The sequence below is a fragment of the Flavobacterium chryseum genome (assembly GCF_004362015.1).
Lineage (GTDB): Bacteria > Bacteroidota > Bacteroidia > Flavobacteriales > Flavobacteriaceae > Flavobacterium.
This window is the reverse complement of sequence record NZ_SNWW01000006.1, coordinates 238,647-254,508: the sequence shown is the minus strand read 5'-3', so window position 1 is coordinate 254,508 and position 15,862 is coordinate 238,647. Positions and strand designations below refer to the sequence as shown.

The following is a 15,862-nucleotide window of genomic DNA, read 5'->3' as shown; positions in this document are numbered from 1 at the left end:
AAAAAGAAACAGGAATGTTACTACGAAAAGTTTTATAGTTTTATACTTTTTATCTTTCAATAAGAAAAATAAAACAGAATAGCTCAGCCTTTATTTTAGAACAAAAGCAAAGATGATTTTAGACATTAAAAATTGTAGTAACTAAGAAAGTACAGGAGGTGCCCTTAAAGCGAAAAGACTTCCTTTAAAAAATGTCGAAGCCGCTGTTTTGTAAAAAAATACAGGCGTACTTACAACATTTACGTTTTGAAATGATAAAGAATGAAATGCATTTGGGATGAAAGTGCTAAATGTAAAATGACAAACAGGACAATTATTTTCAACCGAATGTGCGTGTGTTATTTGCTTGTGATGGGCGCTATATTTATGATCGCAGTGTTTCTCTGTTAACTGCTTATAAACATGTTCGTAAGAATGGACGGTCTGAAACAGCATTGAAAACAATACGGTTAAAGACATTAAAAAATTAATAAATATAATTTTCTTTTTCATTCTTGATTTTTGGAAATCCGGCAGCTAATAATGCAACACGGTTGCAAATATAGAAATCTTATTTTCAAAATCTATAACGTTCTGTGTTTTTATTTTAAAGTAAATATTGTTTTCAAATCAAAGTAGGAGTGATGAAAAATAGCATTGAATTTAGAATATATATCAGAAAAACGTCCTTAAATTTCTCTTTTTTTGTTTTACTAATTCTATAACGGCGCTTCAGATTTAAATGTCTATATTTGTTTACGAAAATTCAAATAAAATCCACATGCAAAACAACTTCCTGGGAAAATTAAAGGAAAACGAAAATAAATTACTAACGATTTGGTCACAACTTCTTTTAGAAAGCGGATCTGGAGATGGTGCAGTAGAAGAAGAGGAATCAAAAGAATTTGCTTCATTATTTTTAAGTGCATTAGCGATATCAGATGGCAAGTATGAAAACTCTAATGAGTCTGAAAAAGTCGAGGATCTTATTGTAGGAATCTCATCTTCAAGAGGTAAACGTGGGTTTTCTCCAAGAGAAAATGCTCAGTATCTTGTAACATTCAAAGAAGCTTCTTCACAAATTCTTTCAGAATTAATTGTAGACAGAGCAGAACTTTTTACTGCAAATTTGAGATTGAATGCTATTATAGACAATTTGATGATATTAACATTTGAGGCTTTCATGAGAGGAAGAGAAGATGTTATATCAAGACAAGTAGATGAAATTAGTGAAATTTCTACACCTGTTATTGCAGTTTGGGATGGTATTGTAGCCTTACCAATTATTGGAACATTAGACAGTTCAAGAACACAGGTTGTAATGGAAAATCTTTTACAGCAAATTGTTGATACAGGAAGTTCGATTGCAATACTTGATATTTCGGGTGTACCTGCAGTAGATTCACTTGTAGCACAGCATCTTATCAAAACGGTTAGTGCAACACGTTTAATGGGAGCAGAATGTATTATTAGTGGTATTCGCCCTGAAATTGCACAAACAGTAGTACATTTAGGAATAGATCTTACGGGTATTATTACTAAAGCTTCATTGGCAAGCGCTCTTCAAACAGCCTTCGATATGCTTCAGTTAACTGTAGTTAAAAAAAGATAACCGAATAAGATTTTATAAATATGGATAGAATTCCTATACTCAAAATGGGAGATTTTTTGTTGGTAACCATACAAGTAGATTTGTATGATCAGCTGGCAGAAAACCTGGAATCAGACTTGATAAATACCATAAGTAAACATAGTTCAAAAGGTGTGTTAATTGATATATCGGCAGTTTCGATTATAGATTCATTTATGGGTCGTATACTAGGAAACATTGCAGTAATGTCTAAAATAATGGATGCACAAACTGTTGTTGTAGGAATGCAGCCTGCGGTTGCTATTACACTTGTTGAACTTGGTTTGTCCTTAAATGGAGTTATTAGTGCCCTGAATGTTGAGAAAGGCATGGATTTACTGCGCTCAAAAATGCATACTAGCTATAATGAAGAGCAGCTTTATGACGACGATAACGAATAATAAAGAAGAAGCTTTTATACTAAAAGAGCAAGATGTGGTTCCGTTGCGTAATCGTGTGAAGGAGTATGGGGTAAAGATAGGAATGAGTATTCTGAACCAAACCAAACTTATTACCGCTACGAGTGAACTTGTACGTAATCTTTTAAAATATGGCGGAGGCGGAAAAGTTATAATAGAGTCTGTCAGTAATGGTCGGGATAATGGCGTGCGCGTTACTTTTATAGATAACGGCCCCGGAATTGCAGATGTATCCCTGGCAATGAAAGACGGATACAGCACAGGAAAAAGCTTAGGTTTGGGTTTACCCGGAACAAAAAGGCTTGTAAATGAATTTGATATTAAAACAAAACTAGGAAGCGGAACTACCGTAACTATAATAAAATGGAAAAATGGATAATACTTTTTCCAGTTATAAAATTGACGATCGAAGTCTGATCGCTTTTATAAAAAGAGAAATACACAATCTGGCGCTTCAGTTGGGTTTTACACCACACAGAGCTGCCGAAACAGATATCATAATTGCAGAATTAACTTCAAATCTCATTAAATATGCAAATGGAGGTGAGCTGCTGTACAGAGCTCATTTTAATGAAGGATTTAATGAAATTGAGATTTATTGTCTTGATAATGGAATAGGAATTGAAAATGTGACAAGAATGATGAATGATGGTTATTCTTCATCAAACACACTCGGACACGGATTAGGAACTATTAAAAGACTAAGTAACGATTTTCAGATTTATTCAATGAAAAATTGGGGAACCGTGCAATATATCAAAATTTGCGAAAAATCTGATATTGTTTTTCCTGAATTAAAAAACGGATTCAGTTACGCTGGAATTGGTATTAATTATCCGGGCGAGAAAGTTTGTGGAGACGGGTATCATATTAAAAATTCCAGAAAAGGTTTTCAGATATTTGTAGGCGATGGTTTAGGCCATGGTGAACACGCCAGTGAAGCCGTAAAACTAGCAATTAAAGCTTTTAAACAAACTGTAGAGACTGAACCTTCAGAAATTATAAGGGAAATTCACGGCAGTGTAAAAAAGAGCAGGGGACTTGTTGCAACAATCGCGTCTGTAGATTATGATAAAGAAACCTGGAATATCTGTGGCGTTGGTAATATAAATACACGCATTCATAATGGTTTAGAAAACAAAACCTATACTCCGTATAACGGAATTATAGGTCATAATATTCCCCGTACTTTAAACAGTACAATTCTTCCGTACAAAAAACATCAGATTATGGTTATGCATAGCGATGGATTGCGTACAAGATGGAATTTAAATGATTTTACTTCGATATTAAAACAAAATTCTGGTATTATTGCATCTTCTATATTAAAAGAAAATATAAGAGGTACTGACGATGCTACAATTCTCGTTGCTAAAATAATTTAAGTGTTATGAAAGAGATCGTAAAAATCAATCTTGATAACGAAATGGACTTAATATTAGCCCATAAGCGATCTATGAAAATTGCTGAAATGTGTGGGATGCCATCTTCTGCCCAAACCAGATTTTCGACCGCTGTATCTGAAATCGCAAGATGTTCTATTGCAAAAGGAAAAAACTCTTTATTGGTACTTGGCATAAATATTATCAAAGCAACACAAAAAGAAATTGTCGCTATTCTAACTGATTCTGTTGATCTGAAAAGTTGCAATCCGGAAGCTTTTAGTTATGCGGAAAAAATTTCCGGCAACATAAAATATACTTATTCCAATAACAAATCGGTTACAACAATAAGTCATTTGGTTACGTCACCCGGACTTCTTTCAGAAACGAAAATAAAAGGTTTACTGGATTATTTCAAATATGAGCCGCCTTTATCGCCTTATGACGAAATCAGAAAGAAAAATATTGAGCTCATTGCACTTTCAGAAAAACTGGGCGAGAGCGAAAACAGATACCGACAATTATCTAATACAATTCCGGTTTTAATTTGTATCATAAACGAACGCAATAATGTTCTTCTGAAAAATGATTCATTAGAAAAACATCTACAATCGCCACTTCTTGTTTTTGACAAAAAATCTTTAATTACTTTTATTCATCACTATGATGTAAATACAATTTTAGAAGGATGGAATCGGGCAAAATCAAATAAAACTGAATTTTTAGGAGAAGCCAGAATCAAAAACGGACAAAATTATATTTGGCATTTAGTTTCAATTATCCCAAACAAAGCAGAAGACGGAACTTTTAGCAGTTGGCTCATTTATTTTGTGGATATTGATGCCCAAAAAATAATGGTTGATACCCTTAAAGATAATTCTGAATTGAAATTGATTCAGCAGGAATTAGAAGGCGCAAATTCAAAATTACTTTTTAAAAATAAAGAACTGGAGCAATTTGCCTACATTGCCAGTCATGACCTTCAGGAACCATTGCGCAAAATTATGATCATGCTTTCGCGCGCAGGAATAAGTCTTTCAGAAGAGCAGAAAAAAGAATATTATTTCGATAAAATTACAATGGCTGCCGGAAGATTATCGCATTTGATTAGCGACGTTCTTAATTATTCAAGAATAGACATTAAAGACCATCATTTTGAAGAAGTTGATCTTAATGATACCATATCTGAAATTTTAGATGATTTAAGTATGGTAATTGAAGAAAAAAACGCTCTGATTAATGTAAAAACACTACCGGAAGTTAAAGGACTTAGTACACAGCTTCGCCAATTATTTTATAATTTGCTCAACAATGCATTAAAGTTTAATTCAGATCAGCCAAGCGTAACAATAGCAGCAAACAATGCCGGTCCGGAAGATGAACTTGCCGCTTCAGGTAAGTATGAAGTCATTTCGATTGCTGATAATGGTATTGGTATGGACAGCCAATATTCAGGCCGTATATTTGATATGTTCCAAAGGCTGCACGAACGTGATCAGTATGGTGGTAATGGTATTGGACTTGCCTTGTGCCGACGAATTATTGAAAATCATAATGGAGCAATTAATTTTACAAGCAAGCCCGGAGAAGGAACCACTTTTTGGGTATATTTTCCAAAAAAATAGAAATATAATTCAGCGATAACTTCAGACGATATTTTGTTTTAAAAAGACCGGCAAAAAAATAATTTCAGTCAGGAAATAATTCATAATAGCAGAAAGAGCTAGATAAAAAGAGCTAAGTATTTGTAAATAAATGCTTAGCTCTTTTTTATTTTATATCACAATTTTTATTTAGAATGATTAAAAATAATTTGGATAAAAGGATTATTGCGTTTACTTTTGCCGTGAATTTAAACTTAAACCAAATGAATATTATAACCTTTAAAAAGATTCTGTTTAGCTTTTTGTTTTTAACATCATTAACAATGATGGGTCAGGAAACAGGAAAAGTTACCGGAAAAGTCATTTTAAGCGGAAATACTCCAGCAGAAAATATTTCTGTGAGTCTAAAAGGAACAAAGTATAACGCCGTTACAAACCAACACGGACAATACGAAATAAAAAATGTAAAAGCAGGTAGTTACACTATCAGTATTAAATCTGTAGGTATTAGACCAGTTGAAGAAAACATTGTTGTTACGGCTAAACAAACAACAACGAAAAACTTTTCACTTTCTGAAACTCAGGAAGATCTTGATGAAGTTGTTATTACAAAAAACAAATACAAGCAGGATAAACCCTCTTTGTCATTGCGTTTACAAACTCCCGTTCTTGAAATTCCACAAAACATTCAAATTGTAAGTGGTCAGACTTTAAAAGACCAGCAAATCATCAGTATGAGCGACGGAGTTATCAGAAATGTGAGCGGAGCTGTACGTTTAGAACACTGGGGCGATATGTATACTAACATTACAATGCGAGGTTCTCAAATTCAGGCTTTCCGTAACGGATTTAATGTGGTGTCTTCTTTCTGGGGACCACTTACTGAAGACATGAGTTTTGTAGATCATATCGAATTTGTAAAAGGACCAGCAGGATTTATGCTTTCAAGCGGAGATCCAAGCGGTCTTTATAATGTAGTTACCAAAAAACCAACAGGAGTCACTAAAGGCGAAGCAACAGTGATGGCAGGAAGCTATGATTTCTACAGAGCCAGTCTTGATCTTGATGGAAAATTGGATAAAAAAGGAAAATTTTTATACAGATTTAACGGAGCAATTCAAAAGAAAGGTTCTCACAGACCATTTGAACACAATGACCGTTATGTTTTTGCTCCGGTACTTTCCTATCAGGTTGATGATAAAACAAAAATTACACTTGAATACAACTTACAACATGCTAACATGAGCGAAGTTGGTTCTTTTTATGTTTTTGGTGCCGATGCTGCGCGCTACGGAACCATGCCGGTAGGTTTTACAATGACTCAGCCAGGTTTACCTGATACAAAAATAAACGACCATAGTGGTTACCTTGTTTTTGAACATAAGTTTGATGATAACTGGAAAGTTACTGCACAAACAACTTATTTTAAATATTTGCAGGAAGGATATAGTTCATGGCCAAGCGGAGTGGGGCCGGGTCCAGTAGATTTGAATTATGACGGAACCCCTGACGGAACTCTTGCAGTTGGAGAAATCATTAGAAATGTTGGTATCTGGGATTCTGAAAGTAATATGTTTTTGGGACAAATATTTGTTAACGGAAAATTTAATACAGGAGCTGTTACACATAAAGTATTGGGTGGTGTAGATTTAGGAAGCAAAGATTATATTGCAGATTGGGGACAATCGCATGATCTGGATACATTTGCAACTCCATTTAATATTTTTAATCCTAATTATGGAACACCTGCTAATGGTTTACCTAATTTCGATCGCCAGACACCTTTAAGTATCAGAGCGAAGGCTGCAGGAGGTTTGATGAGTTCAGAGTATGCTGCGGGATATGTTCAGGATGAACTTGGTTTCTTCGATAATAAACTTAGAGTAACTGCTGGTTTAAGATATACGTGGATTAGTCAGTCAAGCTGGGGAGGAGATCCGGTTGCAGATGCACATATTACGCCACGTGGCGGAATTAGTTTTTCTGTAACTGAAAGCACAGCAATTTACGGATTATACGATCAGGCTTTTATACCACAATCAGGTATTATAAAAAGCGGAGAAAAAGTACAGCCACTTACTGGTAGTAACCTTGAATTTGGGATCAAAAAAGATTGGTTTGACGGAACATGGAGTACCACATTATCTGTTTATAGCATTTTGAAACAAAATGAACTTACAGGCGATCCTCAAAATGAGCCAGGACAACAATACAGTATTGTTTTGGGTGAGAAAAGAGCAAGAGGTGCTGAATTTGATTTGAGAGGAAAAATTTTCGACGGCTTTAATGTTATTGCAAACTATGCTTTTACAGAATCCAGAGTTCTTGAATTAAGTAATGGTGTTTCTGGTATTAAAGTAGGCGATGATATTCCCGGATTTGCAAAACACGTTGCTAATGCATGGTTGAACTATAGTATTCCGAGTGGTAAATTAAAAGGGTTAGGTGCTTCTATTGGAGGAACTTATCTTGCTGGACGTTTAACGGATACCTGGAGCGCAGGTTTGGAGAGATTACCTAACTATTTTAAATTAGATGGAGGTTTATCATACGAAACAGGCAAAATGAAATTTACTGCAAACGTATTTAATATTCTTAACGAATACCTGTACAGTGGTTCATATTATGCATCTACTAATGTTAATGCTTACTATTGGCAAACAGAACAGCCAACCAATGTAAGATTTGGAGTAACATACAAATTCTAATATAATTCTATTTTATAAGCTTGAAATAAAAATGCCATCTCAAAATCAATTTGAGATGGCATTTTATTTACTTTTATATAGCTTAGTTTAGCAGTTAATTTTCAACAACATCAATCAATTCCTGATTAATCCATTTTACTTCTTCATTTTCGATAACTACAGTTATCGTGTCGCCATCTTTTACTTCGCCTGCAATAATTTTCTTCGCCAAAGGTCTTCTTAAATGACTTCTGATAATACTTTTAATTGGCCTTGCACCATATTTTGCATTGTATCCACTTTCTGCAAGATAGAGTTTGGCTTCCATCGGAATTTCCACCGTTATATTAATATTTTTAAGTAAATCCATAAACTCTTATTTAAGATGGATTTCAAATATTTTTAAGGCATTTTCTTTACTGATAGGCGCAAAGGGTACAATCTCTGTTAATCTTCCTAAAAACTCAGGTCTAAAGTAATTCCCCATAATTTCCATTAAAGAATTAGAACTCGGAATCTGACCTTTATTAAAAGTTTCCACAATATGATCTGCTCCAATATTTGAAGTGAAAAGAATAATAGCATTTGAGAAATCACCCTCTTTTCCTAATCTGTCATGCAATTTACCTTCATCCATAATCTGGAGGAAAACATCAAAAACAGAAGGATGCGCTTTTTCAATTTCATCAAATAAAACAATAGAATATGGTTTTTGCCTGATCTTATTCACTAGCAGTCCGCCTTCTTCATAGCCAACATACCCCGGAGGTGCTCCGGGAATGGGATTATTTGTGTGAAAGTTTTATGAAAAATTTAAAAAACAGATCGTCAAATGTATTTCCGTACCGATTATTCATTGAAGATTAATAAAGTATTTTTTTGAACTAAAAAATAAAGCCAATTTCCCCCCAGAAATTGGCTTTTATAATTAATTCATCTTTTAACTAAAATTAATGCAGTGCGAATCTTAGTTTAATACCATAAGAAACTAATCTCATATCGCGTGCGTAAGATGAATCAAATACGCTCTTGTATCCTAACTGTACTGGCAGTTGGGCATTATATTGAATTAGATTTTTATTTTCACTTTTATCATAAATATCATTTAATCCATAGTCTAAATAAAGGCCAATATAAATAGAGTTTCTCTCTCCCAGGTTTTGTTTTAAACCAGTTTCAAAAGTTGCTGAGTACGATACATCGGTATCTATATCCTGTTTGCTTGTTTTGATATTATCTGTGCTTGCAAAACCTGCAAATGCCGGAGCAAATAATTCTACATTATATTGCGGATAATAGCCGCTTGTCGTTAAATTCTGAATTGTACTTTCATAACTTCCGCTTGTAGCAAATCCTATTTTGGCTCCTGCAGCAAGATATAATTTTGTTGATCCGGGAGTTTCAAACTGAATTCCGATAGGAACATTAACGTAGGCTAATTTTTGTTCTTCTCTTAAATTAGTTGCTTTATATCTAAACTGAAACGATTCATCTTCGGCATCAACAGTATTGTATTGTCCTGCCAGATATTGAAATTTCATATCAGTATTGTACGTTTGATATTCTACACCAACGCCAATACTCAAACCTTCATTTAAGTAATAGGAATAACGAAGTCCTGCACTAATACCATTTCCGGGAACTGTTGATCCGGCAGAAACGGCCTTCACAAATGAAAACGGACCGCCTACTGAAATCGAAATTTCCTGTTTTTTATGCTGACCATAACTATTGAGGTATATTATTAAAAGTGCCGCAATTGTAGCGAATGGTTTTATAGAGTTGCTTATATATTTTTTCATCTTAACGTTATATTAGCCAGTACTATTTTTATCTAGTACTGGCGGGTTTTATTTATTTTACAATTACCTTGAATGATTTTTTTACGTTAGCAGTTTCAAGAACTACTAAATAGATATTGCCTTCAGTTGTTGGAGGTAATTGTATTTCGGTTATCACTGTAGATGACTTCACTGTTTTAATCAATTGACCTGAAACAGAGTAAAGTGTTATTTGCATATTCTCCAATTCTTCTGCAGGATAATCAGCTTCAACAGTAATAATTTTTCCGGTTTCAATTGGATTCGGATAAAGTTTAGCCTGAAATGAATTTTGTAATGCAATTGTAGCTCCACAAGTTTGAAGCACTTTTCCATCTTTAGTAGTCATTTTTACACTATACACAGCAGATGTATCTAAAACATTACCAGATTCATTTCCGGCAGTGTAATACTGACCGGTTCCTACTAATACTCCATTTTTAAACCATTGGTACGAAACAAATTCATAACCACCATTAGTTAGAGGATTATTATTCACAAGAAGTACATTGTTAAACTTCTGACGAACAATATCGAAGAAACCAAAAGGCTTTTCTACTTTAATCGTATAATTGGCTGTTGAAGATCCATCTTCAGATGTTATCGTAACATTTTGTGTATAAATTCCTGGTTTAGGAGGCGTAATTGTAAAGTTAGCAGAAGGTGTAATAGTTGCATTTGTTGTGTTCGCTATTACAACATTAACATTGCTTTCTCCACAACTCATTAGATAAGTTAAATCTTTTGGAGGATTTTGAAATACCTGATTACCAATATTAATTTGACTAATTGTTACATCATTATTTTTAATTACGAGCACTTGCGAAACATCTGCTGCCGGAAGATAATTAGCATTTCCATCCTGATGCGCCGTAATTGTTATCTGACCTGATCGTAACAGATTTACCAAACCAGTTGCAGAAACATTTGCAGGTGGCAGGGCAGAAGTATAGGTAAATGAATAACGTATAGCTAAACCTGAATTTGAATTAGCGTTTAAATTAAAGTTGTTATTAATTCCAAGAATTCTTGCTGCCAAAGGTCCGAAAGTAATTTGTTGAGTTGCTTTCTTAATAGTAAGTTGCGCAGTAAGTGTAATTGGTGAACAATTTGGTGTACTTACTGAAGGACTAACTGTTGCAGTAACCGTATAAACTCCCGCATTCGTTGCTCCATTTACGATTCCGGTTGCTGGATTTGTAGTATAAGTTACACTAGCTCCGGCAGGAAGATTGGCAACTTGTACGGTATGAAGATTTCCGTCAAAAGTAAATTCAGCATCACTAAAAGTTACCTGATTTAAAGGTGAAGCAAGAACATGAATTGTTTGATTTTGTGATGACGTATTTCCGTTACCATCGCTATAACTCCATGTAATAGTGTAATTACCTTCAACAGTATAGTTTAATGGATTTGTTGTTGTAGCTGTAATACTTCCAACACAAATATCTGTTGCTGTTGGAATGCTAATTTCAGATGATAAAATAGAACAATAGTTCGTAATATCGGGAAGATTCGTTACATCAGGTACTGGTGCAAGAATATCCGGATTCGTTAATATCGTTACTGGTTTTGTTAAAGTACATGAATTAGCATCTGTAATTGTTACCGTATAATTTCCTGCTGCCAAACCTGTAGCAGTAGCTGATGTTCCTCCTGATGGAGACCATAGATAAGTATAAGCACCGGTTCCGCCTATTACTGAAACGGTTGCAGATCCGTTAGTTTCTCCTAAACAAGTCACGTTGTTTTGTGAAATTGTTGCATCCAGAGCTAAAGGTTCGGTAATAGTAACAGTTTCAGTTGTCTGACATAAATTAGCATCAGAAATTGTTACGGTATAAGTTCCGGCTGTCAATCCTGAAGCCGTAGCTGCAGTTCCACCAGACGGTGACCAGACATAAGTATATGCTCCAGTTCCACCAGTTGCACTTACAGTTGCAGATCCGTTAGAACCTCCATTACAGCTTACGTTTGTATGAATAGTCGTTGATGCCAGCACAGTTGGTTCTGTTATGACAAAGCTTTGTGTTGTTTGGCATAAGTTAGCATCTGTAATGGTTACTGTATAATTTCCGGCAACCAATCCTGTTGCTGTAGCTGAAGTTCCTCCAGATGGCGACCATGCATAAGTATATGCACCAGTACCACCAGTTACGTTTACAGAAGCTGATCCGTTTGATCCTCCATTACAACTTAAATTAGTTTGTGATGGAGTAACAACTAGCGCACTTGGTTGTGTAATTGTAAAACTTTTTGTTGTAGAACAACCATTAGCAGATGTAATTGTTACTGTATAGTTTCCTGCTGCAAGATTATTGGCTGTAGCAGCATTACCTCCTAATGGCGCCCATACATAGGTAAAAGGAGCCGGAGCTCCTGACGGAACTACTGTAGCTGAACCTGTATTTGAACCATTACATAAAACATCTGTTTGAGATGTAGTAGCAGTTAACGTATTTGTCGTGTTAATTGTAAAATTTTTAATTAAAGTACAACCATTACCATCAGTGATTAAAACACTATGGTTTCCGGCAGGTAATCCTGTTACTGTTGCTGTTGTAGCTCCAGATGGCGCCCATAAATAAGTATATGGAGATGTTCCACCAATAGGAGTAACAGACGCCTGTCCGCCAATTATACAAGTTGCATCAATTTTACTTGTTGAAGCTGCAAGTACTGCAGGTTGGGTAATGTTGAAGTTTTGTGTGAATGTACAACCCTTACTATCAGTAATTAAACAGCTGTAGTTTCCTGCTGATAATCCAATAGCTGTTGCTGTTGTACCTCCTGAAGGTGACCATATATAAGTATAACCCGGCGTTCCACCGGAAACGGAAACATTTGCAGTTCCACTAGCTCCTCCATTACAAAGCACATTTGTTTGTGATGGTGTAACCGATAATGCAGCAGGCTGATTTATGGTAACATTTACTGTATAAACACAAGTATTGGCGTCCTGGATAGTAACGGTATAATTTCCTGCTGATAGTCCAGTAGCTGTTGCTGCTGTACCTCCTGAAGGAGACCATGCATAATTATACGGAGTTGTAGCGCCTATTGCCGTTACGGTAGCTGTACCGTTTGAGCCTCCATTACAAGAAACATCAGTTTTTGATATTGTTCCCGAGAATGCTGCAGGTGTACTAATGGTGATATTTTTTACCAATGTACATCCGTTAGAATCTGTAATAGTACAGGTATAATTTCCTGCCGGTCTGCCTGAAATTGATACTGAAGTTCCTCCTAAAGGCGCCCATAAATAAGTGTATCCTGGCGTTCCTCCTGATACGGTTACGCTTGCAGATCCATTTGTTCCACCAAAACAACTCACTCCTGTTGAAGCTGTAGTTGCAGAAAGAATTGCTGCCGGCTGAGTAATAGTAAAGCTTTGTGTCGTTTGACATAAGTTCGCATCTTTTACCGTTACAATATAAGTTCCCGCTACTAATCCTGAAGCCGTAGCTGCAGTTCCGCCAGATGGGGCCCATGAATAGGTGTAAGTACCTGTTCCGCCAGTTACATTTACTGTAGCTGATCCTGTAGCTTCTCCACGGCAACCTATGTTTGTTTGTGACGCAGGTGTAGCTATTAGTGCATTTGGCTGGTTGATAGTAAAAGTTCTTGTGGTCTGACATGTATTAGCATCTGTAATAGTAACAGTGTAAGTTCCGGCTATAAGACCTGTTGCTGTAGCCGAAGTTCCTCCGGATGGAGCCCAAGAATACGTATAAGAACCAGCTCCGCCCGTTACATTTACCGTTGCAGATCCTGTTGCTGAACCATTACATAGTACATCAGTTTTTGAAGTTGTTACAGAAAAAGCATTTGGTTCTGTAATCGTAAAACTTTGAGTAGTTTGACATAAATTTGCATCATTCACGGTAACAGTATAAGTTCCCGCTGTAAGACCTGTTGCTGTAGCCGAAGTTCCTCCAGAAGGTGACCATGAATAAGTATAAGCTCCCGTTCCACCGGTAACCAAAACTGTAGCAGTTCCGTTAGATCCTCCGTTACAGCTTACATTGTTTATTGTTCCCTGTGAAGCTGTCAATACAGCAGGCTGAGTGATAGTGAAATTTTGTGTAGTTTGACAAGAATTAGCATCTGTAATTGTAACACTATAATTTCCTTGTGTTATACCGCTTATTGTTGAGGTTGTTGCACCATTAGACCAAAGATAAGTATAAGCTCCCGCTCCTCCAGTTGGTGTAACAGTTGCTGAACCATTAGAACCTCCATTACAGCTTACATTAGTTTGCGTTGGAGTTGCATTAATTACTGACGATTGCCCCACAGTAATGTTATTTACAGTTCGCGTACATGAGTTCGCGTCTGTAATAGTAACACTATAAGTTCCGGCAATAAGTCCTGTTGCGCTAGCCGTTGTAGCTCCATTAGACCATAAATAAGTATATCCTGGTGTACCTCCCGAAGCTGTAATTGTAGCCGTTCCGTTCGATCCTCCAAAACAAGAAACTGCAGTAGTAGAAGGAGTTCCGTTAATAATTGAAGCAGGTCCGCCGACTATGATATTATTTACAGTACGTGTACATGAGTTCGCATCTGTAATAGTGACACTGTAAGTTCCTGCAATAAGTCCTGTAGCGCTAGCTGTTGTAGCACCATTAGACCATAAATAAGTATATCCTGATGTACCTCCCGAAGCTGTAATTGTAGCCGTTCCGTTCGATCCTCCAAAACAAGAAACTGCTGTTGTAGAAGGAGTTCCGTTAAGAATAGCAGCTGGTCCGCCAACTGTAATATTATTTACAGTTCGTGTACATGAGTGCGCGTCCGTAATAGTAACACTATAAGTTCCGGCAATAAGTCCTGTTGCGCTAGCCGTTGTAGCTCCATTAGACCATAAATAAGTATATCCTGGTGTACCTCCCGAAGCTGTAATTGTAGCCGTTCCATTAGATCCTCCAAAACAAGAAACTGCTGTTGTAGAAGGAGTTCCGTTAAGAATAGCAGCTGGTTGGCCTATTGTAATATTGTTTACCGTTCTGGTACAAGAGTTTGCATCAGTAATAGTTACACTATATGTTCCTGCCAAAAGTCCTGTTGCGCTAGCCGTTGTAGCTCCATTAGACCATAAATAAGTATAGGAAGGTGTGCCTCCCGTAGCTGCAATTGTTGCCGTTCCGTTAGATCCTCCAAAGCACGATACAGTTGTTGTGGAAGGTGTCCCGTTTAATACAGGCGGTTGTGCGATTGTAAAGTTTCTGGTAATTTGTGTTGATTCATTATCCGTAATCGTTACAGTATAAGGTCCAGCAGAAAGTCCGGATGCTGTTGCTCCAGTACCTCCAGAAGGTGACCATGAGTAGGTATAAGGAGATGTTCCTCCAACTGCAACCACCGTTGCTGTACCATTACTTCCTCCGTTGCAGCTTACATTAGTTTGTGGAGTTGATGAAGTGCTTAGGGCTGCTCCTGTAGTAAAAGTTTGATCAGCTCCGTAACTAGTTCCTCCACTATTTATGGCATAACCTCTAAAATGAATTGTTGTAGCAGGAGGAAGTCCTGTTACAACATTTGAAAATGTTCCCAAACCAGTTCCTATCTGAACTTTAGTATTTGCAGTAGTTGGATTAGCTGTTGTAGCCCAAACAATTCCTCTTTCGATACTCGCATCACCGCCATCAGCAGTTACATTACCACCAAGTGTTGCAGAAACAGATTTAACATTTGTTGCTGCTACAGTTGTAACAGTGGGAGCAGATGCTCCGTTATTCCATGTAAAATTATCAATAGCAAAATAATCATAATTGCTGCTCAATTGAACTTCAAGCTGATCAATTATAATGTTTGTATTATTGCTGCCGCCTTCCGTTGCAAAATTAATTTGTAGAAAACCATTGCCTGGAAGTACATATCCCGTATCAGCACCAGTTGTAGTTTTTACAACCGTAAATTGCGTAACACCAGCCAGTTTTCCTCTAAAGGTGACAGATCCTGGCAGACCATTGCTTGTAACACTTGCATCCTGAGCAGAATTTCCAGTTAGATAAATCCATAAGCTGCTAAGTTTAAAACTACCTGTCGCAGCAGTAATGGTTCCTGTTTGTCCCAGTCCTTCAGGTCCTGCTGAATCTGCAACCTGTATATACCTGTTTGATTGATTATAGCCCAAACCAATGCCTTGAGATACCACATAGCTAACATAACTACTGGTAAGATTGAATGTTTTTGTACCGCTTGTAAAACTTGATGAAGCGATTGTCGAACTTTCAAATGTTTCTGTCGTTTGTGCAGTAAGAAACTGCATCGAAAAAAACAGCAGAATTAATAAGTAAATTTTTTTCATAATTTTCTGATATTGAATTAATCTTTTT

General features: G+C 36.4%; 9 protein-coding genes and 1 pseudogene. 6 read left to right on the top strand and 4 right to left on the bottom strand.

Annotation, left to right across the window (positions count from 1 at the left end):
* Positions 1-141: 141 nt before the first annotated feature.
* The gene (locus EV143_RS13615; protein ID WP_166638157.1) at positions 142-492 is read right to left on the bottom strand and encodes a hypothetical protein; all 351 of its coding nucleotides are present in this window, start codon (positions 490-492) and stop codon (positions 142-144) included.
* Between the two features lie 268 nt (positions 493-760).
* Between EV143_RS13615 and EV143_RS13610 the strand changes: the two genes are divergently transcribed.
* The 6 genes from EV143_RS13610 to EV143_RS13585 all read left to right on the top strand — a co-directional run bounded on the left by EV143_RS13610 (position 761) and on the right by EV143_RS13585 (position 7,722).
* The gene (locus EV143_RS13610) at positions 761-1,591 is read left to right on the top strand and encodes an STAS domain-containing protein (protein ID WP_133508487.1); all 831 of its coding nucleotides are present in this window, start codon (positions 761-763) and stop codon (positions 1,589-1,591) included.
* 20 nt (positions 1,592-1,611) lie between these two features.
* Positions 1,612-2,010: an STAS domain-containing protein gene (locus tag EV143_RS13605; protein ID WP_133508486.1), complete on the top strand. Its 399-nt coding sequence runs from the start codon at positions 1,612-1,614 to the stop codon at positions 2,008-2,010.
* The gene (locus EV143_RS13600) at positions 1,991-2,407 is read left to right on the top strand and encodes an anti-sigma regulatory factor (protein WP_133508485.1); all 417 of its coding nucleotides are present in this window, start codon (positions 1,991-1,993) and stop codon (positions 2,405-2,407) included. The genes EV143_RS13605 and EV143_RS13600 overlap by 20 nt, the downstream gene beginning before the upstream one ends.
* On the top strand, positions 2,400-3,413 hold the full coding sequence (locus tag EV143_RS13595; RefSeq protein WP_133508484.1) for a SpoIIE family protein phosphatase: 1,014 nt from the start codon (positions 2,400-2,402) through the stop codon (positions 3,411-3,413). The genes EV143_RS13600 and EV143_RS13595 overlap by 8 nt, the downstream gene beginning before the upstream one ends.
* A 5-nt stretch (positions 3,414-3,418) precedes the next feature.
* Positions 3,419-5,035, top strand: a complete 1,617-nt coding sequence (locus EV143_RS13590) for a PAS domain-containing sensor histidine kinase (RefSeq protein WP_133508483.1) — start codon at positions 3,419-3,421, stop codon at positions 5,033-5,035.
* A 242-nt stretch (positions 5,036-5,277) separates the two neighbouring features.
* Positions 5,278-7,722 carry a TonB-dependent receptor gene (locus tag EV143_RS13585; protein ID WP_133508482.1) on the top strand — a complete coding sequence of 815 codons (2,445 nt, stop codon included), beginning with the start codon at positions 5,278-5,280 and terminating at the stop codon, positions 7,720-7,722.
* A 94-nt stretch (positions 7,723-7,816) separates the two neighbouring features.
* Here EV143_RS13585 and EV143_RS13580 read toward each other — a convergent pair.
* The 3 genes and pseudogenes from EV143_RS13580 to EV143_RS13570 form a co-directional block, all read right to left on the bottom strand.
* Positions 7,817-8,479: pseudogene (locus tag EV143_RS13580) on the bottom strand (AAA family ATPase); the annotation flags it as partial.
* A gap of 172 nt (positions 8,480-8,651) precedes the next feature.
* Positions 8,652-9,503: an outer membrane beta-barrel protein gene (locus EV143_RS13575; protein ID WP_133508481.1), complete on the bottom strand. Its 852-nt coding sequence runs from the start codon at positions 9,501-9,503 to the stop codon at positions 8,652-8,654.
* 52 nt (positions 9,504-9,555) lie between these two features.
* The gene (locus EV143_RS13570; protein ID WP_133508480.1) at positions 9,556-15,834 is read right to left on the bottom strand and encodes a T9SS type A sorting domain-containing protein; all 6,279 of its coding nucleotides are present in this window, start codon (positions 15,832-15,834) and stop codon (positions 9,556-9,558) included.
* Positions 15,835-15,862 lie beyond the last annotated feature (28 nt).

Coding starts and splice junctions, on each gene's coding strand:
- EV143_RS13615 (WP_166638157.1), bottom strand. CDS start 492: ATGAAAAAGAAAATTATATTTATTAATTTTTTAATGTCTTTAACCGTA.
- EV143_RS13610 (WP_133508487.1), top strand. CDS start 761: ATGCAAAACAACTTCCTGGGAAAATTAAAGGAAAACGAAAATAAATTA.
- EV143_RS13605 (WP_133508486.1), top strand. CDS start 1,612: ATGGATAGAATTCCTATACTCAAAATGGGAGATTTTTTGTTGGTAACC.
- EV143_RS13600 (WP_133508485.1), top strand. CDS start 1,991: ATGACGACGATAACGAATAATAAAGAAGAAGCTTTTATACTAAAAGAG.
- EV143_RS13595 (WP_133508484.1), top strand. CDS start 2,400: ATGGATAATACTTTTTCCAGTTATAAAATTGACGATCGAAGTCTGATC.
- EV143_RS13590 (WP_133508483.1), top strand. CDS start 3,419: ATGAAAGAGATCGTAAAAATCAATCTTGATAACGAAATGGACTTAATA.
- EV143_RS13585 (WP_133508482.1), top strand. CDS start 5,278: ATGAATATTATAACCTTTAAAAAGATTCTGTTTAGCTTTTTGTTTTTA.
- EV143_RS13575 (WP_133508481.1), bottom strand. CDS start 9,503: ATGAAAAAATATATAAGCAACTCTATAAAACCATTCGCTACAATTGCG.
- EV143_RS13570 (WP_133508480.1), bottom strand. CDS start 15,834: ATGAAAAAAATTTACTTATTAATTCTGCTGTTTTTTTCGATGCAGTTT.